Genomic DNA, 22026 nt, shown 5'->3' on the forward strand with positions numbered 1-22026 from the left:
TCTGCTTGTCTACTTCCAAGTAGCAATTTCTTCTCCTTTGATCACTTCAACTCCTGTTAAAAAATCAAACTGAAAATCTTTGGAGTCAGTAATAATCAGCATTACTACATCGTCCAACCCCGCAGAAGAAATAATATTTCGGTCAAAACGTAATAAAGGATCGCCCGTTTTCACCTTTTGCCCTTCAGATACTAGTAGCTCAAGTCCCTCATTTTTGAGATTCACTGTATCCACTCCTACATGAATAAGCATTTCAATGTTTTCCTGAGTCTTCAATCCGATTGCATGTTGCATTTGCGGGTTAGCCACCTCTATTCTTCCATCTATTGGAGAAATGATCAGCCCTTCTTTAGGAATGATTGATATGCCATCGCCCATCATACCAGTTGAAAAGACTTCATCTTTCACCTCAGACAGAGGAACAGCCTTTCCAGTGACAAAGGCTTTTAAACTTTTTTTCTTTTTGAAAAACATGCCTACACTTCCTTATAATTAATCAGTTCAATACCTAATAACTCCAATTCATTTTTGACAGCAGAATCAGTAAGAAATGCCACTTCAGCAGTACGAGGAATCAACAACGAAGAATTTCTTAAAATATAATCGTCTAAATAACCTGGATGGAAAATCATCATGTCAACCCCATCCTCATGAAGATTCGCAAGCAGCTTTTCAAAAGTACGATAAGGATCATAATTCGCCTGCATTGACTCCATTGATAAATAGACTTTCGTACCATTCACATCAATAAATGCGTCCTTTGTCAGAGAATTAGGCTCTTGACCTTGTGGCAATCCAGAATATTTCAACTCATTCTCTAGTGAAAATTGCTCCATCGCCTTGAAATAATTATCACTCGCTACTGCATGTCCCTCAAAATAATCTGGCCTTTTTCCAAATAGTTCTAAAAAGTGTTGATATTGTGCCTCAATCTCCAACATTACTTCTGAAAAGACAACGAAATCTACTGCCGCTTCTCGATACGTTTTGGACGATTTAAAATTACCCTCTTCATCTACTAAAGAGGGTATTTTCTCTGGATCACACAATGGTCTTCCAATACAAATATTCGTGTGCTGACCAACAGCGATTGGTTCGTTCTTTAATAATTCTACACCATGAGCGGTCGCAGACATATTTACCATAACTCCAACACTTTGAATCAAGCCTTCCTTCACAGTTTTTTCTATCCCATAATTAACAGCCTCTGAATAACCAAGGTCATCCGCTCTAAGCAATACCTTCTTCAAGTAATTTGTCATTTTCTTTTGTTTCCTCCTTTGCGCTTAAGACATACGTAACAGTTGCTGAAACGACAAATCCTATTCCGCAAGCAATAAATCCATTAATCATATTTCCATTAGTTCCACCAACAAAAGAGATTAAACAAGCAAAATTTGCTACTGGAATCAACGTATAGGCGGTGACACCTGTTAAGCCTGCATACAACCCACCAGCAAGTCCACCAACCATTAAACCAATAAATGGTTTTCTGTATCGAACACCCAAACCATAGACGCCGGGTTCAGTAACACCTCCGACTAGACACGCAGCTAGAAAACTAAAAGCAAGTGCTTTTTCATTTTTATTTCTCAAACGTAAAAACGAACCCAAACACATTCCTGCAACACACATACTTGAAACAATAGCTGCAGGCGATACTAATGAATCCTGCCCATTTTGCGCAAAAAGTGTAATCATTGTGGAGATCATCAATAGATGCATACCCGTCATTACCAAAAATTGCCACAATGCTGCAATGATTGCCACGGCTAGAAAACCACCAATTGCATCTAAAGATAATAGAAATTTACTGATATATTCTCCAGCCACAAACCCTGCGGGACCTAATACAATTAACGTGATTGGCAGCATAACCACCATGGTCAAAGTTGGTGTAAAAATTGTTCCTAACGTTGACGGAATAATTTTCTTAAAGAATTTTTCCACATATGACATTATCCAGATTGAGAGAATCATTGGTATCACAGTACTTGCATAATTCTGTGTGGCAACCGGAATACCAAGAATATCAAAAGGTGTGCCATCTGCAGCAATCTGAGTAAAAGTCGGATGAAGCAAAACGCCTCCTAAAAACATTCCTAAAACAGGAGTGACTCCAAATTTTTTTCCAGCAGTGTATCCTAAAAAAACAGGAAAGAAATAGAAACCCGCGTCTCCAACAAAAGTCAGTAATGTTGCTAAAGAACTGCCCTCATGAATCCAGTTCAACATTGATGGTCCAAAAACTGCCATGACCATCTTAAACATCGAGGCAGAAATTAGTACTGGAATCAAAGGCGTTAGGCTTCCAGCCAAGTAGTCTAAAATCTTATTTCCTAGACCTTTTAGTGTAAACGGCTCTTTCTCTTTGCTTTCTTCAGTTTCTTCTTGTTCCTTTGCTCTACCTGTTAATTCCAATAAAACACTATATACCTTATTTACAGTCTGTCCGATAATGATTTGATATTGTCCACCTGATTGAACAACTCCTAATACACCAGTTGTTGCTTTTAAGTTATCCTCGTTGATTTTACTTTGATCTTTCAAGTTAAAACGTAGACGAGTCATACAATGAGTCATGTTTGAAATATTTTCTTTGCCGCCAATATTCTCTAAAATGGATTGTGCCAATTCATTAAATTTAGTCATGTTTTTTACTCCTCATATTTTTTTCGTATAAACGGTTCATATGAATCATTAAATAAACCAATTCATCTTCATTCGATTCAATTCCATAAAGTTGTGCAATCAATTTACCAACCTTTTGTGCTAGCTGATAAATTTCCGAATGTTGTTCTTTGATTGAATCCAACATTTCCATTCCCGGACCAATCAATTCTTCTCCACTGCGCATTCGCTTTAAATAATAAAACATATGCATGCAAAAACGATTGTAGTTAAACTCATCGCGATCAATCACAATGTGCAGATCCTGTTCAATCAAGATCGTTGTTTGCTGAATAATTTCTTCGATCAATACTTCTTCTTGCGATATTTTGTACTCTGACTGACTATTAACAAAATGCATCGTAATACTTGTCAGCTCTCCTTTAGGTAATACGATATGGATCTGTTGCTGAATCATTTTGACTGTTTCTTCGGCTAATAGACTTTCTTTTGGGTACATTTGAGCTATCTCATACGAGTATGTCATTCGAACATCTTTATAAGTTGTCAAACGCTGGATCGAAAACTGGATGTGGTCGGCCAAACTAAAAACCAAAGAGGGATTCAATTGTCCATTTAATTCCTTCTGAGCCATGTTGACAATCTCTGCACTCAAATTCAAAATTTCCTCAGGTATTTCTTTCAATAGTCCTTCAAAATATTCACTTAATTTGTAGAACGTCATTGTGATTTTATTCAGATCCGTTAATTCATAAGGAGTTTTAGGGAAGCCTAACCCTTTGCCAAAAGCAATCAAATGGTTTCCATTCCCATCAATCGCTTCCGCAACATTATTATTAATCTTCTTAATAATTTTCATTTACTCCTCCGCCTTTCCAATAAAAAAACTCTTTGAGTACACACTACACCCTCCTTTTTTAAAGAGAATGGTAATGCCTCAAAGAGTAACAATCCATTTTTATTTAAATTTCACTTAAAGAATAGCCGATAAGGAAAACGTTGTCAACTGCTTTTGAATTCTTTTACTATTTATCCAAAATAACAGCATGTTCTTCAACCCATAACTTCATCTCAACCACCAATTCTTCAGGCTAGGCATAGTGATATTGCTCCGCCAGTTTATGCGACATCATTTCATACAGATTAATTGTCTCCTGCAACGCACGCCAACTATCCGCCGCATCAAATTTTCCAAAGACACCATTCGATCGTTTGGAGCAGAACCTGTTTGCATTCAGCCTCTCGCAGTTTGACCGTCCACAACTCCTCGTACACGATTTGCTTGGTAAGATAAATTGCCAAAAACCAAAAAGTATTCACTGTAAAATCAAAATTCTCAACAGTAATGGGCTATGCAACAGTCCTTTCAAAGCGTTCAGGAATCAGCTGCTGAGTAGTTCTAGTTTTATCTAGCAACACTTTCGCCCCGCGGTTCTGTTGCAAAGGTAAAAAATAAATCAACATTTATCAAATTAGTTTTTTTATTAAGCGGGAATCCCTAATAATCCCTTAATCAAAGTAATTTTTCGTATTCCTGAACCCAACGGTAAATGGTTGTATGACAGACCTCAATGCCACGATCATAGAAAATTTCTTGAACTTCACGATAACTGAGGTTATATCGAAGATAATAACCAACAGCCACAATAATCACGTCTTCTTGGTATTATTTTCTTTTAAAATGGTTCATATCTTCGTTCCTCCCGGGTCATTTTAGCTAGATTTTACACTAAAAGGACTTAATTGAAAAACTTTGCAACAAAACCCGCCCGAGATAATTTATACGCTTACTGTTAGTTGTTTATTATTTTTTTTTAATTGATTAAGTACTACAATAAGAATGAGAATAAGTTAAGTTATGTATCTTTTTCAATAATTTAGGAGGTGTTTTTTTTGATTTAAAATTTGCAAGCTGTTTAATTGAAAGAGGATTATTTAAAACTCTATGAAAATTGATCGCAAAGAAGTACTTTGTTTCCGATAATACTGTTGCTCGAATTTTAAGAGAGGCGACAAAGAACTATCAGTCGAATTAAAACTACCTGCCGACCGTTTTATGTATGGATGAATTTAAATCAATGAAATCCATTTCTGGAGCTATGAGCTTTATTTGTGTTGACGGGACACCAATCGCTTGTTCACCCTTTATCGTGTTTCCAAATGCCGAGATCGTCACCGATCGCTTTCATATCGTGCAGCACATAGCCTATATTTTATTCAGATTGGTCTCCACCAACACGACTTGACGAAGAACCTGAAAATAAACTATATTAAAACTAACATCTATTATTAGGAGTGATAAAGTGAAAAACAGTACCGGAATGGGGAAAGTTTTATTTGTTGGATATTTAATTGTCTTAATTTGGATATTATTATTCAAATTTTCACTTTCTTTTAGTGAAGTAGTTGCTCAATTTAATAATCAATCAAGAAGTATCAATTTAATACCTTTTAAAGGTTCTGTAGTATTAAATCAAGGGATTGATTTTTCAGAAATGATAAATAATCTTCTTATTTTTATACCTTTTGGTGGGTTGTTGGGAATCATTGATAAAAATTCTTCTTTCGCAAAAAAAATAATGTACATTTTTTTATTCTCTTTAAGTATTGAAGCTCTTCAGTTTGTTTTTGGATTAGGAGCTACAGATATTACAGATATAATAACTAATACATTAGGAGGGACTGTAGGCCTTTTAATATACAGCTTTTTAAAATTGTTATTTAAAGAAAATAAATTGGATAGAATATTGACTGTGGTAGGTATGATTATATTCACCTGTTGCTTAGTTTTTCTGATTTTTTTAGTAATTGTGAATTAGAAACAGTTATTTATTTGGCTGTTTGCCATAATCGCTAATTTAACTAAGTTAATTGATTTCACCTAAAATCGCGTTTTCAACACTCTTTTTGCTGATCTACCGATACTCAGAAACTCACCAGGATATCCGACGTCGATCACAAAAACGAGTATCAATTTAAATGATTGATAGTACTTTCATAGCTTGCACATTAATATCTAAAGACGCCTTATCGTGCGAGCTGTTGTCTTAGCAAAACAGCGAGAGCAAACCTTCCGTTTGCGGAGATTCATTGCTAGATCATTCTTCATATTCAACTAATGCTGAGACAAATTCAATTTCACTCATAGGAGTAATAGACCAAAGTTGAGTATCCTCATTAAATGTTCTGATCCCCGTATCCTCAAACGATGAACATAGATCCTGTATAATTTCTTCTGCATCTTGTACAGTAACCAATTTCATTTTATCTCTTTTTTGAGTAAAACTATACCTTGTTTCGGTTGTTTCTGTAGAAAGAAATGCCCGCAACTGATTGTCCGCTTTATCAAGAACAGCAATGGTTGTATTTTTGGGTAACTTTGAATTGAAATCAATAACTTTATCCATGAGTAGACCTCCCGCTAATGGTTAGTAGTAGGGCAATGCCCACTTATTTCAAATGCGATATTTTTAGTTCGTATTATCTACGAAATTTCATTTGGGCGGCTAGAAGTTTTTCATGTTCCTTTTCTATGGTTGAAGAAAATATCTTGGCCGGCACATACCCGTTTCGTTCAATTAGGATTGTTTCTATCTTATGCAGCGTCTTAGTAACCTCACGAAGATTATCCTGATCTAGCTTGTCAGATTTCCTATTAGCACTGTGCACTTTGTTGTTTAAATCTCGACGAGCCTTTCTCGCTAACGAAAGATAGTTATAAAGCTCGATCGTTAGACAATTCAACAACTCCTTTGTAGTAACGTACTGGAAGAACCACGGATCTTCTGTCAGTTCTGGTTTGCGTAATAATTCCTTCCTCGATTTGATTAGTTCAGCTTCAGTAAAGAATAAATCGCACTCTGTGCAATAGTACCCCTTATCTGTGCTGGTTAAATTTAAGTTGCAATACTTGCACTTCATAGTCATTCATCCTTTCCTGAATTTGATACTCGCTCTTTCCTCCTGCAGCCGGCGGCCAGGGCAATTTTTGAGTATCACTTTTTTGATACTCGCTTTTGCGATCGACGTCGGAGATCCTGGAGAGTGTTCGATTATCACTTTTCTCCTGATAATCTATCAAGTATAGATTTAACTTCGTTAACTCTGACTTTATTCATTTCTAATTCAAGCGCTTTAGCTACAGGCAGAAATTCTGAATCCGAATTCTCTAGAACCTCATTGCGAGTCTCTTCAGCTAGTATCTCACCTTTAAGCTCTAACTCTATAAGTTCGGCCAATAGGCACTTGATCAATTGCCTGCGTGATTCTGAATTTGAATGAATAATGAAACTTATACTAATTTGTTGATCTCTTTCCAAGAACAAGCTTCCTCTCAAAGTGATATCACTTTTCTTGTATTTATGAAAAAGTGATATCACTTTTTCTTTTGCAATTGCGGTATAGGGAATTTTGCTCTTTCTTTATCGTCAAGCATCCGAACCGCTATCCTGACTACCTCTGCCTCGCTTATATTGTACTCTTCTGACATTCGCTTAACAGCGGCTGACTCTCTATCATAGAATTTGTAAGGATTTCTTGTAACGCCCATTGTGTACCTCCTATTCTACTACGTAATCATTTCTCTTTGTTTATATTTTAGACCATCTTTAAATCCTGCTACTAAGGCTTCATTGTCTTGGACTTTGTGTGAAACATCTTTCCCTTCTACAAACTTCTTTTTCTCTATTGCCTGAATTACTGCTTCTGGAAGTTGCAATGCTAATTCATACCCCTTTGTAGTTACCTGTTCGTTTAAAGCGCTAGATAACCCCCTTAGATAGCCTTCAATGTAATCTTGTTTAAGCTGGCATTTGCGTTTCCACTTTCGTTTAACTTCTGGCCGCCCCTGGTATATTACTTTGTCAACCACTTCCCTTTTGGTTTGCTGTTGCTTGTAATAAAATAGGTCGTCTTCAGTAATTTTGTGCTCTAACATTAATTCCTGAGCCTTTGCCAACGCTGTCATAGACTCTTCGTCGTTGGCGTCATTAGCCAATGCTAGTAACTTTTGAATCTTCTGTTGTCTTTTGTTCTCCAATCCCCATTCCCCCATTTCATAAAGAAATCTCTATTAAGTGCTTTGCTAAATCGTATTCTAGTGCTATTTCATCTGATAAAGGTATTGTAGTTGTGTAAAATTCCTCAGATGTGCTGCACCCTCGGAAAACTCCTCCGACCTCTAAATCATAATCTTCGAAAACTTCAACCCTCATTAAATCAGTCGTTTTAGCTTCCTTTTGAATTTTATTTACAACCTCTTGAATACTCGCCCTCTTGAACGTTTTTACGATCTTTTCAGATTTATTATCCATTGAATACCTCCTCTGTTTCCTCCGCAAGTAGAAATTTTACAAACCTAATCGTATTACTTATTTAAAAATTTTGATGAAAAAAATTTTAAATGAATATAGAATGAATTTAGGGAATGATTGGCCAATCTTCCAATAAAACATTTGGAGGAACATATATGAATTATTTAATTGAATCATTATCATCTAAAACAGTTTTTTTTAAACGTCGAGTAGGTTCTTATGGACCCGAAAACCATGCTTTAATGGACTCTGTAAAGGCTCACTTAAAAAAAGAAAAGCTCTTCTCTGAAAATACAGTTATCTACGGTATTGCATTAGATGATCCTACTAAAATATCGGCAGAACATTGTCGTTATGATGTTGCTGTGGAATCAGATGTTGCCATACCAAATATGAGCTCAAAAGACTTGGATTCAGGTGATTATGCAATTTTCGAAATCGACCATACTAGCAATGCTGTTTCAGCTTTTTGGAATACTTTTGCATCTTTATTAACTCAAGATTCTTATGCGATAGATTTTTCTAGACCTATTTTAGAGAGGTATAGAATTAGTTTAATCAATGCGGGGCGCTGCGAAATGCTAGTACCGATAAAAATGCAATAAGATTTTCTAGAGAACCTTTCGTAGGTTCTCTTTCTACTTGATTGCCCCATCTAGTGGAACTATCCTGTTTTTCATTGACTACTTATTTGGTTAAAAGATAATAAACGAGAGTGGCCACAAAACAAGTCGATAATGCTAAACAGCAGATTAACAAGAATGCCCTTAACCAAATTGGTGATTTCTTCCATGAATATCCAGAAATTGTAAGCATTATCCAAAATGTAAATGCTGAAAATAAAAATTGTTTCATTGATTTCCTCCGTTTACGTAGGATATTATTCTGAGTTAAAAAATAAATAGTTCGTATATTAACTATGTGATTTCTTAAATAAATACTTTCATGTTTAGCTATTTACAAATTGAATATTTGGAGTAGAATTAATTTAATTCATAATTCACATCATTTTGGAGGTTTTTTAATGGCAACTATAATGAAAGTGCTTGTCTTGATATTACCTTTCTCCTTTTTATTGCATTGTTTCGAGGAATTTTATTTTCCAGGAGGATTTATTGATTGGTATCATACATTCAGACCTTCACTATCTAAACAAAAACCGCGATATTATATAAAGGTAAATATAATTGCGTTTCTTATTGTTTCAATAATTTCCATCAGTGTATTTTTCTTAGGAACATCCTACAACTCATTCCTAATTGCCTCTACGTTCCTAGCTGCGAATGCCTTTTTCACACATATTTTAGGTGCTATTCACACTAAGAGATATTCTCCTGGAATGATTACTGGGGCTCTACTTTATATTCCTATCTGTGTTTTGGCATACATTTTTTCATTTTTAAGTGGGACACTACTCATAAGCGATATAATCCCAGACTTAATTCTAGGCTCTCTATATGAACTATGGAATATTTACAAGTACAAAAAAAGAAGTAAGATCATACACAAATGAAAGGCACTTTGTTTCACCGTTAGTCAATTTATTTGACTGACTTTTTTCTGTTATAGCCCCAACTATAGGAGCTATTATTTCAATAATTACCAAGATATATTGTCTGAGAAGCTTCAGCGGCCGCTGGAAGCTTCTCAAACCAATTAGGTTAATACTCAGCAAGCTTTTTTTCGAGTTCTTTATAATCCAATATCGCAATTTGTAAATCATAGTTCGCTAGATCAAATCCTGCTTGCAGTGCTTCTAATTCAGTAGGAACACTTTTTACATGATGATCATGTCCCTTCGAATTAACTCGATATAGATCATAAGATCCGTTGCTTCCCTCTACTCTATACATAAATTTGTCCTCCTTATTTTTCGCCTTTTCCTTGGACCCATTCGATAAATAATTGGATCACCAGTAGTGTTGCGGTTTCATCCATTGACAGGTACAAGGAAATAACATCTTCATCAAACATGCTAGTATTTCTATCAACCAGGTAGTAGATCAAATCTAACGCGTGGCTATGCTGCCATGAGTAAACATGTTTTAAATGCCTTAATAATTCTCCCTGCTCTTCGTCCAACTCTGGTTCATCTACCTTGTATGCCTCAATAAATCGTTTAAGTTTGCCTACTTCAGATCTCCATCGTTTTCTCTCTTCCTCTTCTTCGTGTCGCATTTTCTCTCTTGTATGTCCACCTTCGTAGTAGCAGCTCAACCAATATTCGCACTCTTCTACCATTTCTTTGACAGATTTCAGCTGAGGTTCCTCACTAAAACCGGTTCCGATCGTCATGTGTTCGCAACAAATCGTCATCATGATTCCGTTAAATCGCTTCTTAGCCTTTTCAAATTGTCCCATCTATTCCATTCCCTTCTAATTTGACTCAATTATCGCTCTGCCTGTCGCGTAGTCGATATTTACATTGTCCGCACGATTAAACACGAACACATTAAAACTAATTTGATCATCCTCAATGCTCTGAGCTTCCATTTGTACCCCGCGGCATACTAGCTCTTCTCCAACGAAGTACGGTGTTACTCTATAGCGGACGTAGTTCCCAGTGCTTCTGAGATATTCAGCGACTATATTCTCATACTCCAGCATGGAGCTTTTCTTAGGTCTGTTCATTTGAGCGGTTCCGGTGAGTAAGTTTTTCCAATTTGCGTCTTCCCCTGTTAATTGGAACCCGATTAAATGGCAGCGATCGTAAAGCCACTGATTTTCACTCAATTTCTTTTGATGCCATCCTGAAGGGTAAACGTTGCTGATGTCTCCCCGCTCATAGTTTGGCATCATATTTCTATGCAGCAGTGCATTAGCCGGACCGACTCGATTCAATCCGTCAAGATCACTGAAATCCTGCCAACCATTGGGTGTGATCGCGAGATCATCTTCAGAAAACAACGGTTGATTGTCATTGATTGAAACCACCATATTTTCGCCATCGAACGTGGGTATATCTTCCAGACTTCCTACGTTCTCGAGCTTGGAATTCAGGAACGGTATCTCTATTCCATCAAATAGTCCGGCAAACTGCTGTGAGCAGCCGCCGAAACATCCTAATAACATGATCAAGATTCCTAGAAAGGAAATCCTCTTGCGATAAAATTTTCGTCTCATATTGACCTCCTAGTTTATAAAAAAGAATAGTGAATTTGCTGATAGTGACATCCAAAAATAAAGGATAATAGCTCCAGCAACCAGTAGTACAAACAACACTTTCGCTAAGATTGTCAACCTTTCGATCAGGAAGACAACTAAAACAGTTAACACATACATTGGCACTCTTACCGAATAAGGCAACCGACAAACAACACTTTTCATAAAAATCGCTCCTTTGGTTTTGACCTTTCATCTATTTTTTTGTTTGGTGCTACGAAGTGTTTAGACGAAAGGCTGAATTTTTTGCGTTTTGTTGCGAAGCTTTTACCATCTGTCAGAAATTTTGCAAGGGCGGCGTAGCCGTTCAATTTACCCTTGTTAAATTTCGAAGCGGCTTGTGAGAAACAGGGTGAACAGCGTTTGCGCTGAAGCTTCGACCTGCTTTCGCAACTAGTAAGCGTACAGAATGGTAAAAATGTAGCGCAAAACCAAAAAATGATGATTCGAGGCAATCGTGTAACGATTGCTTCCGCTTTATCTTTTAGGTCACGAGAAGTCGGAGCTATGCTTCGAGTGACTGTCCTTTTGATCGCTTTGGTCTTTTTGTGGCTCCCACAAAAATGGCAAGTTGTCCAAGTGCCGACTTTGCGGACGTAGGAAGCAAACAAAGGACAATTCGACTGCCGAAGGAACGTAGGCACAAAGAATTGAATGGACTAGTTGCCACCAACCAAAGTCAATGAGTTGCGGTTTGAGTCAAGGGCTGCTGCACCGCAGACGAAGCAACTCATTTATTCCTTTGAGGTTTTGATACTCGCTTTTGCAATCGATCGAAAAGATCTTAGCGTGCTTTTGAGTATCACGAAAAAAAGCGAAGAAAAAACAATCCGTATTTTGATTGTCTTTTCTTCGCTTCTTTTTTAATGATTGTATATTTGATACTCATTTTATTCAACTTCAGCCGGCGGCCAGGTCGTTTATTGAGTATCATTTGTTTTCGCCTTTTTCAATACCATCCGCGATCATTAATAGATCGTTCACTCCCCATTCTACCCTTTTCAATTTTCCGATTAAATTTCTGTACTCTTCGATCTCCTGTTGTAGCGATTCACGTGTTTCCTCTAGCTGATCAATTTCTTTCTGAATTGCGGATCTTTCGAATAGCGCGAAATGAACTAAGTTTTCTAATTTTTCATTTCTTCCTTCACCTTTGAATTTTTGAATCGTATCCCATACTTGTGGTTTCATTCTAAAGGTATAGGTTTCCACTCTTTTTGATATTTTCCCAAGCCATGATGTTCTCCTTTCAAGTCTCTAATTAATTGCAGAAACTTACTGTTTAATTTAAATAGATTGATACTCGAAACCTTCCCATATCTCCTGGAACATTTGACGATTTCGAGTATCAAAAAAGCACTTGTGTTTTAAATACTATTCACCGTAATAAGGAATATCCGTATTACTAACATCTTGTCCATTCAAATCTGGATCTTCAGGTAAATTTTCTTGATGCTGAGTTGAATTGTGGCTAGTTTCTTTATGCTTTGTGTCTCTTGACTCGGAAACACTTCTTGACTCCAACATTTGAAAGTCTTCTGCCACTACTTCTGTGATATAAACACGCTGTCCTTGTTGGTTATCATAATTTCTTGTTTGAATGCGACCAGTAGTGCCAATCAGTGCGCCTTTTCTACAATAATTCGCTAACGCTTCAGCTCGTTTTCCCCATATTACACAATTGATAAAATCAGCTTCTTTGTTCCCCGCTTGATTGGTGAATTTGCGGTTTACTGCAAGTGTGTAAGTAGCAACAGCTTTGCCCTGTTGAGTATATCGTAAATCAGGGTCTTTCGTTAATCTTCCTACTAATACAACATTATTAATCATATTTTTTCCTCTTTTCTATTTTAATCGCAATTGTGCCACATGTTCCATGAAATTTTATATTTTGTTTCATCCAAAAATATGATGCTGTTCAATCCGCCTTCTTTTTAATATTTTCATATCTTCATCCTTTCTGGTTTTGACCTTTCATCTATTTTTTTGTTTGGTGCTACGAAGTGTTTAGACGAAAGGCTGAATTTTTTGCGTTTTGTTGCGAAGCTTTTACCATCTGTCAGAAATTTGGCAAGGGCGGCGCAGCCGTTTACTTCACCCTTGTTAAATTTCGAAGCGGCTTGTGAGAAACAGGGTGAACAGCGCTTGCGCTGAAGCTTCGACCTGTTTCGCAACTAGCAAGCGTACATAATGGTAAAAATGTAGCGCAAAACCAAAAAATAATGATTCGAGGCAATCGTGTAACGATTGCTTCCGCTCCGTCTTTTAGGTCATGAGAAGTCGGAGCTATGCTTCGAGTGACCATCGGGTTTGACCTACGTGTTTTAATCTTTTTTCTTCCGAGCGGCGGTGGCGGTTGGAGCAAGGAAGAAACTCGGATATTTTGGCGACAAAAAACCAGCCAAAAGCCTTTCGCAAAAGGTTTCTAACTGGTTTTTATGGTATAATTATAGGGTAGTGAAGTTTGTGACGGTGGCTAATCCTATTAAAAAGGGGTGACGCCTATGTTATTGTTCTTAGGTTTTATCCCTAGAAAGGAATAACCTTGACTGTTTATCAAGCATTAATGTTTGCGGTAGCATTCGCAACATTAATCGTGACGATCAGTAATAAAGACAATAAAAAATAACCGTCTACTTTAGCCAGGGACGATTATTTTTTCGAAAATAATTCAGTTAAATGGTCACCGTCTTAAACGGTGCTACTAAGGGAGGTTGTTGAAGCAACCTCTCTTTTCTCTTGTATTATACCATATTTGAAAAAGAAAACCAATTTCGGGTTTAGTCTGTCGGGCTTTGCCCGCTTTTTTGTGCCGCCCTAAGTGGTGGCGGCGGTCGGAATGTGGGCGGCACAAAAAAGAGCTTACTTATCGGTTTTATTCCACAATTCTTTTGCGACGGGGATGTTTCCAAGCTCCGTCATGTTACTTGGCATAATGACTGTATTCGTATCACTTTCGACAACCTGTTTAAACGCTTCGATTCCAAGATAGGCAATCATCTGTTCGTTGAGTTTACTGTCGGATATTGCTTGGTTGATTTCCTTGATCCGTGCCGTTTCGGCTTCAGTAATTTTGCTGATGCGTGCTGCTTCTGCATCTGCATCGATCTTCGTACGCTCTGCACGTGCAGCAGCGTCGATCTTTGTTTGCTTGGCGCGTGCTTCCGCATCAATCTGCATTTCTGAGGCTTTCGCTTCTGATTCCAAAATAACTGATTGCTTTTTCCCTTCAGCAATCGTGATAGAGGATTGCTTGTCACGACTGGCCGTAATTAATTTGTTCATTGATGTAATAATTTCGTCGGAGACAGAAATTTCCCCGATATTGATACGATCGATGGAAAGTCCATACCCAGCGGTAATATCTTTCACACTTTCAAATAGACTCACGTTAATTTCTTCTGTGCCATTCAATACCTCATTCAGATCCATTTTACCAATAATGCCACGTAGGTTGGATTGACAGTCTTGGATCATCGATACCACGGAATTTTCGTTGTCATAAACAAAGGCTTTCACATCAGTCACGTGGTACTTTATGGCTTCGTCAATCTCGACCATTACGTTGTCTTTGGTAATGACGCTCTGAGGATCAATTTCTAATGGCGTTTGTTTTAACGAAACTTTCGTTCGAACGCTGTACAGAATTGGAATCAGGAAGTGTAAACCTGGGTCTAATGTCTTTACGTATTTCCCAAAGCTTTCAACGACTTTGACTTCTCCTTGATGCACAATAATAACCATGCTAAAAATAATTCTTGCTAAAATAGCAAATAGAACTAAATACAAAACTAAGTTGATAATAAACATACCTCTACTCCCTTTTCATTAATAAATATAGTTTACCATTTTTGAGTCTTCATACTTCAAGCTTTTTGGATTCTTTCCCGTTTTTATTCCATCAAACTTGAACCATGCGTTTGTCACAATCGCCACAAATCAAATTTACTTCCTTTGTTGCACGCACGCTCGTTTCACAACTCAGGCACTGGTACTTCCTAGTGCTTGATGAACTCGTAGTAACGTCTGAATCACCTCCCCTTGTCTGGCGGTGCCAAGAGATTTGTCCTAACCACTTCGTACTTTTCACGAAAGAAAGTAAGTCGTCAGACGGTTCGGTAATACTAAAACCTATCCGTTGGTCGTACGAGATAATCAATCCTCGTTTTTCTGCTTCCTTTTTAAATCTTTTATTGTGATAGGTCCCCCCTCTCGACGTATCCTGAATATTATTTTCCGCACAATATTGATGAACAATTTCATGAATCAACGTCGCTATGACATTTTCAATTGGTCGATGCAACGTTTCTGCTCCTAAATTAATTTCATAGCTCTCTTTACGGTTATCTTTCCAAATTTTTTTCGTCGTAAAGTGCCCATATGCTCGTGGCGTGCTTTGAACGGTAATAACGCTTTTTGAAAGTGCACTTTCAAAATAGTGTTTGTTCACTAAATCGAAAGCTTTCTCAAGCATTCTGATAGGTTCTGAAAGGGTCACATCTCCTGGGAACTCTCCAATTATTTTTTTCATCTGTTTCACCAATTGATGTACGGATCAGTCGTTAATAATTTCGTGAACTCAGGATTGAAATTATCTGCTGACATAATGTGCAGACGGTTGTATACTTGATCGTCAATTTCAAAACTTTGTCTATAGAGTTCTAATTCTTGTTTGATAATTGGGCTAGGTGTGACATATAAAAGATGTTCTTCTTCAAACTTTTTCAACTGCTTAATATATTTGGGGAAGATCCCTTTCATATATCTGTGACGAGATTTTAGTGTCAATTCAATTTCAAAACACCAGTCCACTTCGTATTCTTCCTTTGTCAGAAATCGACAGATAAAATCTGGAACAAAATATTTTTTCCCTTTCGAATTTTCGGTATAGTCCTTCGTCTCAAAAACGATTCTTCGTTCAGATTGAATGTATTTCAACGAAGGCATATCTTTTACTCGCTTAATCACGCTAATGAGGTAGTCGTTGATTTCTAAATGATGCGCTAAATTGTATTCAGGAACTTTCGGCAAGGAGTAGTAACCACCGACACTCTGATACCCCCTTTTAGTGAGAAAATAGTACACTCGATTGCTTTCTTTAAATTTCTCAATCATTTCATCTTTAAATAAACTATCACCTATCTTAGTAACACCATTTTCTTTAATATCTATACTGAAATTGAGTAATTCGATCATCTGATATTTTGAAACGATCCTTAGTTCATGCAAGATGCATAAAAACAAATATTTGCTTGAACTGTTCGTATATTTATTGACATGATAATTGTAGAGAATTGGATTCATTGGTATCATCTTCTTTCAATAAAGGGATAAACTCATGAAATGAGTTTATCTATCCTAGAAAAAGAGAGTTTTTTTCTCTTTTTCCGCTTTGAAGTCCCCCAAGTTTTGTTGGGGGATTTAGGGGGTTGTTGCTCTTTAGCGACAGTCCTCTCAAGATTTGGTGAGAGGGCGCAGGCGCAAGGGTGAGTTGTAAGTTTTCTCTTTCAAATGAGATTGAAAGAGAACGGAAAGAGTTAGTTTAGAGACCCCAAGATTGGGGTAGGGGTTGATCTCTTAATCTCTTAATCATTACCCAGTTTTTTCTTTTATATATTTATCCTTTTTTCTTATTTTTTATCTATTTTGGTTTTTGCTCGGCGCTTGGTGCATAGTTCAAAGATTTAAAATTCCTGACCATTTTCAGTCATAAGTGGGATTTATCCACGTTGACTGAAAATGGTCAGGAATTTTAAAAACGCCGAACGCCTTGTGCACCAAGCGCCGAGCATGCCTTACAAGAAATGCTACTTACCCCTTACTTGCCCCTTACTTACCCCCTACTTATCCCTTACTTACCCCTAAAACGTAGTCAGAATTTAGGTGTTTTATTTTCATTTTCTTGTCAAATTGGATGAAACTTGGCACAGTTTTGACCTCATGTTGCTTTAAAAAGCGTTGCAGTTTTACTTGCTCTTTTTCAGTATTTAGCTCGATGCGATATACATTTTCTTTTAGCTTTCCATCACCTTTAACAAGCCTTTTGTCTGTTTGTTGACACGACGGACAATCATTTCTAGCTAAATAAACGATGAATGTTTGGTGATTTTGAGTGAGTTGTTCGACCTCTTTCATTGACGAATGTGGATAGTAACTGCCACGATTGTTCGTCATAGAATGAGTAGTAAACCAGACGCCAAAGAGCAGACACAACACAGACACTGTAACGACGATTCTCTTTTTTCTAGTCATTGACTGCACCCTTTAGTCCCTCTGTTTTTGGCGGTTTTGTTACTTCTTTTTCGTCAGACGGGAGTGGTTTGCGAATGTAAACGGTACGTGGATATTCGTGTACTTCTGCTGCTGTTCGATAGACCACGAACTCCCCTTTGCGTAAATCACGAATGCGATTAGGATTAAATTTGAAGCGATCCACATTGCGTTTTGTTCCTCTGCCGCCTGTCCAATCGGTTTTTCCTGCGTCCGAATAGCCCGCCTCTTGTTCTGTCATTTCAGTAACATCAATGTCAGAATAGGTCCCGAATGTTTCCGCCCAGTAGCTAACTTCGTCTTTTTCGTTGGTCTTTCCTACAAAGAAAGTGTTGACGTTTCCGACTAATCGCTCTTTCAATTTTTCACCAAGTGCATCAATATCTGCCATCGTTTGTGGTGAGAAGATGGCATACAATCCTGCACCCCGACCTTTGTTTACCATGTCGATAAAGTTTTTGTTTAAGTAAGAAGCTGGTTCATCGAAGATCGCCAAGAATGGCTTGTGTTGATCTTTTTCATACAATTCAGATAAATAATAGTTGATGTCACCAACTAAAAATTGCGCCAACATTGTAATAAATTCACTGTAAATCAAGCCATTTAATGACACATACGTCAGCTCATGATTGGTCATCATGTCGTGCACATCGAGCTTTTCACTTTGTCCTTTGGTGTCAAATAACTTACCAAGTTCACTGTCTAAAAGCATGTTGATGTTGGTCTGTAACGCCTCTGACACTGAATACAAATAGAACGGATTATCTTTGTGTTCGTAGCGAACAAATAGACGCATAAACAACTTTTGTTCGTTTTCTGACATGTCTTCCATGTGCCTTCTTAACAAGAAATAATAATCCTCTAGTGCCATCGTTTTCGGGTCTAAAAGAACAATTTTGGTTTCTTTTTTTGCATTTTCTTCGTCCTTTTTGATCTTCTTTCCTAAGTCTTTTACGCCCTCTTCTAAATCCGTTTCTTTCGCTTTTGCTTTACTTTTTCCTGCACTTACTTCTACCTCTATTTCAAATAATCGTGGATTGTCTACCAGTAATCGTCCAGCAAACAAGTCTAAAACATTTCGCGGAAGGAGATACGTCTGCATAAAAGGTAAGCTTCGTTCGATACCGTGTTCACCTGAAAATTCATCTAATAATTGAACCGTTACTTGCAACAATGCTTTGGAAGCCATCGTGTAATAACTGCTTTCTGTCTCCGCAAGAGACACCAATTTATCACGTACGGAAATATCATTGCCCTTCTTTACAGGGTTGTAACGCATGTCTGCGGTATCAGTAAACGCATGAAACGTTTGGTTGTATTTGTCCGCAATTTCTTTCATTGTGTTGAGCGTGTCCTTTGCGCCTTTGCCGTCAATTAAGATGACGGGGATATTAAATTTGGCGGCGTGTTCAATGATGACTTGAATCAACGTGGTCTTCCCTGAACCCGTTGTTGCAGGTATCAACGCATGCTGATTGAACTCTTCAAAGTCCATCTCGTAAGGATAACCGTATTCATCTGTCCCTAGTAAAAAGACTTTTGCGAGTACTTCTAATTGTTCGTTTTTCAGCGCTATATCTGTCATTTGCGTGACCAATTCATACTTTTTTTCATAGTCATTTGTAAAATTTTGGGACTCTTTGAACTTGTTTTCTTTTCGTTTCTTATAGGCTTTAGAGTTCAAAATCTTTTGTTGCTCGGCTTCTTTTGAGACGACTTTTCTCTTCGCTAAGAATCCCGCATAAGCGATCTGAATACTCCCCATTCCTAGCCCTCCAACAAACAATGCAAGGATAGTTTGCCATGAGAACGTAAGAGCATTCGTAAACCAATTCAAAGGAAATAGGAGGTAACAAGAAAAATATCCTCGTGGGATCACGAGGATAAATAATGCAATATTGATGAGGATAAACACAGAAGATAGTCCGATAAACACCCCATTGTATCGTTTCAAAAAGGATTGATAGTCTATATCTTGTACGTGATCGGCGCGGTCTTTTTTGTCTATATAGCGTGCGATAAGTAAAGGGATCACACCTACAAAAAAGAACGGATAGAGAAAAACTCCGATCATAATTGCTAAGGTCAATAGTTGCTTATACCGACTTTCCTCTTGCTTGGCTTGCTGATTATTGGGAGACTCTTTCTTTTGGAAAAAGCCACCAAACAGTGGCTCATTTTGCATAGTTTCGCATCCTTTCCTTTACCGCTTCCGCCTAATTTTAGCTTTTTTTGTTACGGGTGTTCCTTTGATCGGTGCTTGTCTTTTCAGTGTTCGAGTAACATTTTTTTGAGGCGAAATGGTCTCTTTTGATCCATTTGACGCGTTTTTTTGATTATTCGCTTTAGTCGTTACTTGCCGTTGCGTTACCTCCTGCACTGTGCGCATTTTCTGCTGAACGTGTGGCGAACGACGCTTAATTGCTCCACCATTTGATGACACATTACGTGGTGTTTTACTCGTCATGGTTGCTCTGTTCACCGATTCAATCGGTTGCTTTTGTCCATTAACTGCACGTCTTTTCACGGATGCACCTGCTGCTTGTTGACCTCGAGTGGTGGAGCGTCTAGCATGATTTTTACTTGATTTTAATACGGTATTTACGCTCGGTGTCACTTGATGTTGACCATTATCTGGTGATTGTTTGCTCTTTATTGGTGTGCCCGACGAATTTCCTCGACCAGATAAAGCCGCTCTTCTCTTTGCTGTGTTCGATACGTCGTTCGCTGTTGATCGAGTAGCTGGTTGTGTCCGTTTCGTTGATCGTCCTGAATGGTTGTTACTGTTTTTCACCTCACTATGAGGGGCATTTGGTGCAGTTGTTTGCTGTTTCTCTTTCATCTGTTTATTGGCTTTAGCCATTGCTTCACCTGTTTTTTGTGCGTCGCGATCCAACGTTTTCCGCTCTCGTCTGTTTGCGATTTCCGTTGCTTCTTTCGCTTCATTGTTTTTACTTTGATGATGTAAAGACTCAAGATTCTTTTGTAATTGTTCTCGTTTATTCGGTGCAGTATGTGCAGGTTTTGGTTTCAAGTCTCGACGAATAGCACTTTCTTTTCGTTCTTTCATTTCTTTTGGTTGCTTCAATCGAATATCTCGATTGCCTGCATCTAAAGCTTTTTTACGTTCTGCTTCTTTTTGTTTCTTTCGTTTTTCTTTTTCATCTTTCGCTGTTTGTTTATTTTGTCGTTTGCGATCTTTCGCATTCTCACGCATCATTTTTTGTGTACTAAAAGGACGTGTCGCAAATCCCACCGCATTTTGTAACGTCATTTGACCAGTAAACATACTCCCTAAGAAAGTTCTAAAATAGTAGATTCCCAATGGGGCTAGTAAGTAAACTAATATAGTTAGTAATTTTGCCCATATGTTATCTACGTCACCTGCCAGTTGGAAACCTATGGATAAGAAAGAAGTCACTAAAATACATGCAAATCCCGCCATGGCCTTCATGAATATTGTCATACCAAAAGCTTTACCAAAATTCTTAAAAGGATTCATCGTTGTCATAAAAAGACCAACAATAAGAAGTATCGGTAAAATGGGGAGTAAGAATAGCTGCATAACGGCAAATATAATTCGGATGAAACAAAGTGCAAATAAGACAATGGTTTGTATCGTGTTTACAAGCGCATAAAAGAGGGCAAAGAACGCGTTGTCTAAGTTATGCGTATAACTGACCGTTCTATTTTTCAATTTATCTGCCTCATAATCAGTTACTTTGTCTTGTATCTTATCCCCTAATTCTGTTCCCGCATCATTATCCAGTAAAATATTGATACGGTCATAGTCTTTCCCGCTATACTGTGCTTTCTTGGCACTTATTTTATCCGGGTTCGTTTTTCCATAGTTTAGTAATAGATAGGGTTCATAAACATTGGTATAAAATATTTTTGACGCAAGCGTATCCCCTGCGCTTTTAAGATTTGTGTTTACGTTGTCACTCGCCGTATTCGGTCGATCTTTCAACACGGGATTCACATTTACAATCTGTGTTTCTACGGCTTTATCTATTGAAAATAACGTATTCACCATAGAATTACTTGATTGACCGTCTTTTAAAACCACTAGTCCGGTAAAAATGAGAATCGTCATGCAAAAAACGCCGATAGCGCGTTTAAACCGTTGTTCTCCAAAAAATTTAATCGCCATTACCATTGAAATAAACCCAATACCAATCGTTCCAGCGATACTCAACATATTTTTAGCGAGCATAGACGTAAAACGAATCATTTGAGCTTTGATAGGGGTAATAATATCCATATCAAACATGATTTTCACCATTGCGGTATTTAACTGTCCCTGTATTTTTGTCCAACTCCAAAAGAAGTTCTTTAACACCCCGGTGATTTTCCCTGCTGTTTTCTTGAAGGGGTTTAACCCTTTTTGTTCTTTAGTCATCAGTTCAAAGGAGTTATTCTTATAGCGATCATACAAGGTGGCTGGGTCAGTAGTTGGGCTGCTCTCTTTTACCGTATCTTTTGTTTTCGTGTCTGATTTCATGTCATCATCTGTCGTCGAACTATTATCAATCCGATTGATTTGCCCGTCTACATCTGCATGGACAGATAGCGTTCCTAAAAAGACACAAAAAAATAATAGCAATAGACTTGCTATTACGGACTTTCGTTTCAAAAAATCACCCCTATT

General features: G+C 37.6%; 26 protein-coding genes and 2 pseudogenes. 5 read left to right on the top strand and 23 right to left on the bottom strand.

The annotated features are described in order from the left end of the window. Positions 1-9: 9 nt before the first annotated feature. From I592_RS19620 to I592_RS21180, 6 genes and pseudogenes are all read right to left on the bottom strand, one after another. A complete protein-coding gene (locus I592_RS19620) occupies positions 10-474 on the bottom strand; it encodes a PTS sugar transporter subunit IIA (RefSeq protein ID WP_010782414.1) in 465 nt (154 codons plus the stop codon). 2 nt (positions 475-476) lie between these two features. Next, entirely contained in the window at positions 477-1262 is a 786-nt protein-coding gene (locus I592_RS19625; RefSeq protein ID WP_010782413.1) for a ChbG/HpnK family deacetylase, read from the bottom strand. Next, a complete protein-coding gene (locus tag I592_RS19630) occupies positions 1231-2652 on the bottom strand; it encodes a PTS transporter subunit EIIC (RefSeq protein WP_010782412.1) in 1422 nt (473 codons plus the stop codon). The genes I592_RS19625 and I592_RS19630 overlap by 32 nt, the downstream gene beginning before the upstream one ends. After that, positions 2645-3490 carry a PRD domain-containing protein gene (locus I592_RS19635; RefSeq protein WP_010782411.1) on the bottom strand — a complete coding sequence of 282 codons (846 nt, stop codon included), beginning with the start codon at positions 3488-3490 and terminating at the stop codon, positions 2645-2647. Before I592_RS19635 ends, I592_RS19630 begins: the two co-directional genes overlap by 8 nt. 323 nt (positions 3491-3813) lie before the next feature. Next, complete coding sequence (locus I592_RS22345; protein WP_244265229.1) at positions 3814-3951, bottom strand: aminoglycoside 6-adenylyltransferase; 138 nt, start codon at positions 3949-3951, stop codon at positions 3814-3816. Positions 3952-4147: 196 nt separating this feature from the next. Beyond that, positions 4148-4285 (bottom strand): annotated as a pseudogene (locus I592_RS21180) (IS6 family transposase); the annotation flags it as partial. 295 nt (positions 4286-4580) lie between these two features. On the opposite strand from I592_RS21180, the pseudogene I592_RS21185 reads away from it, so the two are divergent. Beyond that, positions 4581-4754 (top strand): annotated as a pseudogene (locus I592_RS21185) (ISL3 family transposase); the annotation flags it as partial. A gap of 180 nt (positions 4755-4934) precedes the next feature. Continuing rightward, positions 4935-5450 (top strand): VanZ family protein, encoded by a 516-nt coding sequence (locus I592_RS19640; RefSeq protein ID WP_010782432.1) that lies wholly within the window; start codon positions 4935-4937, stop codon positions 5448-5450. Positions 5451-5729: 279 nt separating this feature from the next. On the opposite strand, the gene I592_RS19645 is transcribed toward I592_RS19640, so the two are convergent. The 6 genes from I592_RS19645 to I592_RS19665 form a co-directional block, all read right to left on the bottom strand. Next, positions 5730-6038, bottom strand: coding sequence for a hypothetical protein (locus I592_RS19645; RefSeq protein ID WP_010782433.1), 309 nt, complete (start codon positions 6036-6038; stop codon positions 5730-5732). Between the two features lie 73 nt (positions 6039-6111). After that, the gene (locus tag I592_RS19650) at positions 6112-6552 is read right to left on the bottom strand and encodes a hypothetical protein (RefSeq protein WP_010782434.1); all 441 of its coding nucleotides are present in this window, start codon (positions 6550-6552) and stop codon (positions 6112-6114) included. Between the two features lie 134 nt (positions 6553-6686). Continuing rightward, a complete protein-coding gene (locus I592_RS19655; protein ID WP_010782435.1) occupies positions 6687-6950 on the bottom strand; it encodes a hypothetical protein in 264 nt (87 codons plus the stop codon). A 56-nt stretch (positions 6951-7006) separates the two neighbouring features. Beyond that, entirely contained in the window at positions 7007-7180 is a 174-nt protein-coding gene (locus tag I592_RS21515) for a hypothetical protein (RefSeq protein ID WP_010782436.1), read from the bottom strand. Positions 7181-7198: 18 nt separating this feature from the next. Further along, a complete protein-coding gene (locus tag I592_RS21190; protein ID WP_044927002.1) occupies positions 7199-7669 on the bottom strand; it encodes a DUF2786 domain-containing protein in 471 nt (156 codons plus the stop codon). A 16-nt stretch (positions 7670-7685) separates the two neighbouring features. Further along, positions 7686-7943, bottom strand: coding sequence for a hypothetical protein (locus I592_RS19665; RefSeq protein WP_010782438.1), 258 nt, complete (start codon positions 7941-7943; stop codon positions 7686-7688). Between the two features lie 155 nt (positions 7944-8098). Between I592_RS19665 and I592_RS19670 the strand changes: the two genes are divergently transcribed. Together I592_RS19670 and I592_RS19675 are read left to right on the top strand one after the other, a co-directional pair. Then, positions 8099-8548 (top strand): GyrI-like domain-containing protein, encoded by a 450-nt coding sequence (locus I592_RS19670; RefSeq protein ID WP_010782439.1) that lies wholly within the window; start codon positions 8099-8101, stop codon positions 8546-8548. A 419-nt stretch (positions 8549-8967) separates the two neighbouring features. Beyond that, positions 8968-9456 (top strand): HXXEE domain-containing protein, encoded by a 489-nt coding sequence (locus I592_RS19675; protein ID WP_010782440.1) that lies wholly within the window; start codon positions 8968-8970, stop codon positions 9454-9456. A 148-nt stretch (positions 9457-9604) separates the two neighbouring features. Here I592_RS19675 and I592_RS19680 read toward each other — a convergent pair whose 3' ends face one another. From I592_RS19680 to I592_RS19690, 3 genes are read right to left on the bottom strand one after another with little or no spacing between them, the layout of a single operon-like run. Next, complete coding sequence (locus I592_RS19680) at positions 9605-9796, bottom strand: hypothetical protein (protein WP_010782441.1); 192 nt, start codon at positions 9794-9796, stop codon at positions 9605-9607. A 13-nt stretch (positions 9797-9809) separates the two neighbouring features. Beyond that, positions 9810-10304 (bottom strand): hypothetical protein, encoded by a 495-nt coding sequence (locus I592_RS19685; protein WP_010782442.1) that lies wholly within the window; start codon positions 10302-10304, stop codon positions 9810-9812. 15 nt (positions 10305-10319) lie between these two features. Then, positions 10320-11066: a DNA/RNA non-specific endonuclease gene (locus I592_RS19690; RefSeq protein WP_010782443.1), complete on the bottom strand. Its 747-nt coding sequence runs from the start codon at positions 11064-11066 to the stop codon at positions 10320-10322. 477 nt (positions 11067-11543) lie between these two features. On the opposite strand from I592_RS19690, the gene I592_RS21805 reads away from it, so the two are divergent. Then, positions 11544-11705, top strand: a complete 162-nt coding sequence (locus tag I592_RS21805) for a hypothetical protein (protein WP_155857538.1) — start codon at positions 11544-11546, stop codon at positions 11703-11705. A 330-nt stretch (positions 11706-12035) separates the two neighbouring features. On the opposite strand, the gene I592_RS19705 is transcribed toward I592_RS21805, so the two are convergent. The 8 genes from I592_RS19705 to I592_RS19740 all read right to left on the bottom strand — a co-directional run bounded on the left by I592_RS19705 (position 12036) and on the right by I592_RS19740 (position 22011). Next, on the bottom strand, positions 12036-12296 hold the full coding sequence (locus I592_RS19705; RefSeq protein ID WP_010782429.1) for a hypothetical protein: 261 nt from the start codon (positions 12294-12296) through the stop codon (positions 12036-12038). A 183-nt stretch (positions 12297-12479) separates the two neighbouring features. Beyond that, positions 12480-12935: a single-stranded DNA-binding protein gene (ssb, locus tag I592_RS19710; protein ID WP_010782428.1), complete on the bottom strand. Its 456-nt coding sequence runs from the start codon at positions 12933-12935 to the stop codon at positions 12480-12482. Between the two features lie 1032 nt (positions 12936-13967). Continuing rightward, entirely contained in the window at positions 13968-14915 is a 948-nt protein-coding gene (locus I592_RS19715) for an SPFH domain-containing protein (RefSeq protein WP_010782323.1), read from the bottom strand. A 91-nt stretch (positions 14916-15006) separates the two neighbouring features. Continuing rightward, positions 15007-15636, bottom strand: a complete 630-nt coding sequence (locus I592_RS19720) for a SprT-like domain-containing protein (RefSeq protein WP_208856174.1) — start codon at positions 15634-15636, stop codon at positions 15007-15009. 5 nt (positions 15637-15641) lie between these two features. Next, entirely contained in the window at positions 15642-16409 is a 768-nt protein-coding gene (locus I592_RS19725) for a replication-relaxation family protein (RefSeq protein ID WP_010782325.1), read from the bottom strand. 540 nt (positions 16410-16949) lie between these two features. Further along, positions 16950-17357 (bottom strand): DUF6568 family protein, encoded by a 408-nt coding sequence (locus I592_RS20850; protein ID WP_049944396.1) that lies wholly within the window; start codon positions 17355-17357, stop codon positions 16950-16952. Next, on the bottom strand, positions 17350-19560 hold the full coding sequence (locus tag I592_RS19735; RefSeq protein WP_010782327.1) for a helicase HerA-like domain-containing protein: 2211 nt from the start codon (positions 19558-19560) through the stop codon (positions 17350-17352). The genes I592_RS20850 and I592_RS19735 overlap by 8 nt, the downstream gene beginning before the upstream one ends. An 18-nt stretch (positions 19561-19578) precedes the next feature. Continuing rightward, a complete protein-coding gene (locus I592_RS19740) occupies positions 19579-22011 on the bottom strand; it encodes a hypothetical protein (protein ID WP_010782328.1) in 2433 nt (810 codons plus the stop codon). Positions 22012-22026 lie beyond the last annotated feature (15 nt).

Source organism: Enterococcus gilvus ATCC BAA-350 (genome assembly GCF_000407545.1).
Lineage (GTDB): Bacteria > Bacillota > Bacilli > Lactobacillales > Enterococcaceae > Enterococcus_A > Enterococcus_A gilvus.

What these genes read in the sequence shown, in the direction of transcription:
- I592_RS19630 (WP_010782412.1), bottom strand. Translation starts at nt 2,652, where the DNA reads ATGACTAAATTTAATGAATTGGCACAATCCATTTTAGAGAATATTGGC.
- I592_RS21515 (WP_010782436.1), bottom strand. Translation starts at nt 7,180, where the DNA reads ATGGGCGTTACAAGAAATCCTTACAAATTCTATGATAGAGAGTCAGCC.
- I592_RS19715 (WP_010782323.1), bottom strand. Translation starts at nt 14,915, where the DNA reads ATGTTTATTATCAACTTAGTTTTGTATTTAGTTCTATTTGCTATTTTA.
- I592_RS19625 (WP_010782413.1), bottom strand. Translation starts at nt 1,262, where the DNA reads ATGACAAATTACTTGAAGAAGGTATTGCTTAGAGCGGATGACCTTGGT.
- ssb (WP_010782428.1), bottom strand. Translation starts at nt 12,935, where the DNA reads ATGATTAATAATGTTGTATTAGTAGGAAGATTAACGAAAGACCCTGAT.
- I592_RS20850 (WP_049944396.1), bottom strand. Translation starts at nt 17,357, where the DNA reads ATGACTAGAAAAAAGAGAATCGTCGTTACAGTGTCTGTGTTGTGTCTG.
- I592_RS19680 (WP_010782441.1), bottom strand. Translation starts at nt 9,796, where the DNA reads ATGTATAGAGTAGAGGGAAGCAACGGATCTTATGATCTATATCGAGTT.
- I592_RS19665 (WP_010782438.1), bottom strand. Translation starts at nt 7,943, where the DNA reads ATGGATAATAAATCTGAAAAGATCGTAAAAACGTTCAAGAGGGCGAGT.
- I592_RS19735 (WP_010782327.1), bottom strand. Translation starts at nt 19,560, where the DNA reads ATGCAAAATGAGCCACTGTTTGGTGGCTTTTTCCAAAAGAAAGAGTCT.
- I592_RS19720 (WP_208856174.1), bottom strand. Translation starts at nt 15,636, where the DNA reads ATGAAAAAAATAATTGGAGAGTTCCCAGGAGATGTGACCCTTTCAGAA.
- I592_RS19635 (WP_010782411.1), bottom strand. Translation starts at nt 3,490, where the DNA reads ATGAAAATTATTAAGAAGATTAATAATAATGTTGCGGAAGCGATTGAT.
- I592_RS19705 (WP_010782429.1), bottom strand. Translation starts at nt 12,296, where the DNA reads ATGAAACCACAAGTATGGGATACGATTCAAAAATTCAAAGGTGAAGGA.
- I592_RS21805 (WP_155857538.1), top strand. Translation starts at nt 11,544, where the DNA reads ATGATGATTCGAGGCAATCGTGTAACGATTGCTTCCGCTTTATCTTTT.
- I592_RS19690 (WP_010782443.1), bottom strand. Translation starts at nt 11,066, where the DNA reads ATGAGACGAAAATTTTATCGCAAGAGGATTTCCTTTCTAGGAATCTTG.
- I592_RS19670 (WP_010782439.1), top strand. Translation starts at nt 8,099, where the DNA reads ATGAATTATTTAATTGAATCATTATCATCTAAAACAGTTTTTTTTAAA.
- I592_RS19645 (WP_010782433.1), bottom strand. Translation starts at nt 6,038, where the DNA reads ATGGATAAAGTTATTGATTTCAATTCAAAGTTACCCAAAAATACAACC.
- I592_RS19620 (WP_010782414.1), bottom strand. Translation starts at nt 474, where the DNA reads ATGTTTTTCAAAAAGAAAAAAAGTTTAAAAGCCTTTGTCACTGGAAAG.
- I592_RS19675 (WP_010782440.1), top strand. Translation starts at nt 8,968, where the DNA reads ATGGCAACTATAATGAAAGTGCTTGTCTTGATATTACCTTTCTCCTTT.
- I592_RS19725 (WP_010782325.1), bottom strand. Translation starts at nt 16,409, where the DNA reads ATGAATCCAATTCTCTACAATTATCATGTCAATAAATATACGAACAGT.
- I592_RS19685 (WP_010782442.1), bottom strand. Translation starts at nt 10,304, where the DNA reads ATGGGACAATTTGAAAAGGCTAAGAAGCGATTTAACGGAATCATGATG.
- I592_RS19650 (WP_010782434.1), bottom strand. Translation starts at nt 6,552, where the DNA reads ATGAAGTGCAAGTATTGCAACTTAAATTTAACCAGCACAGATAAGGGG.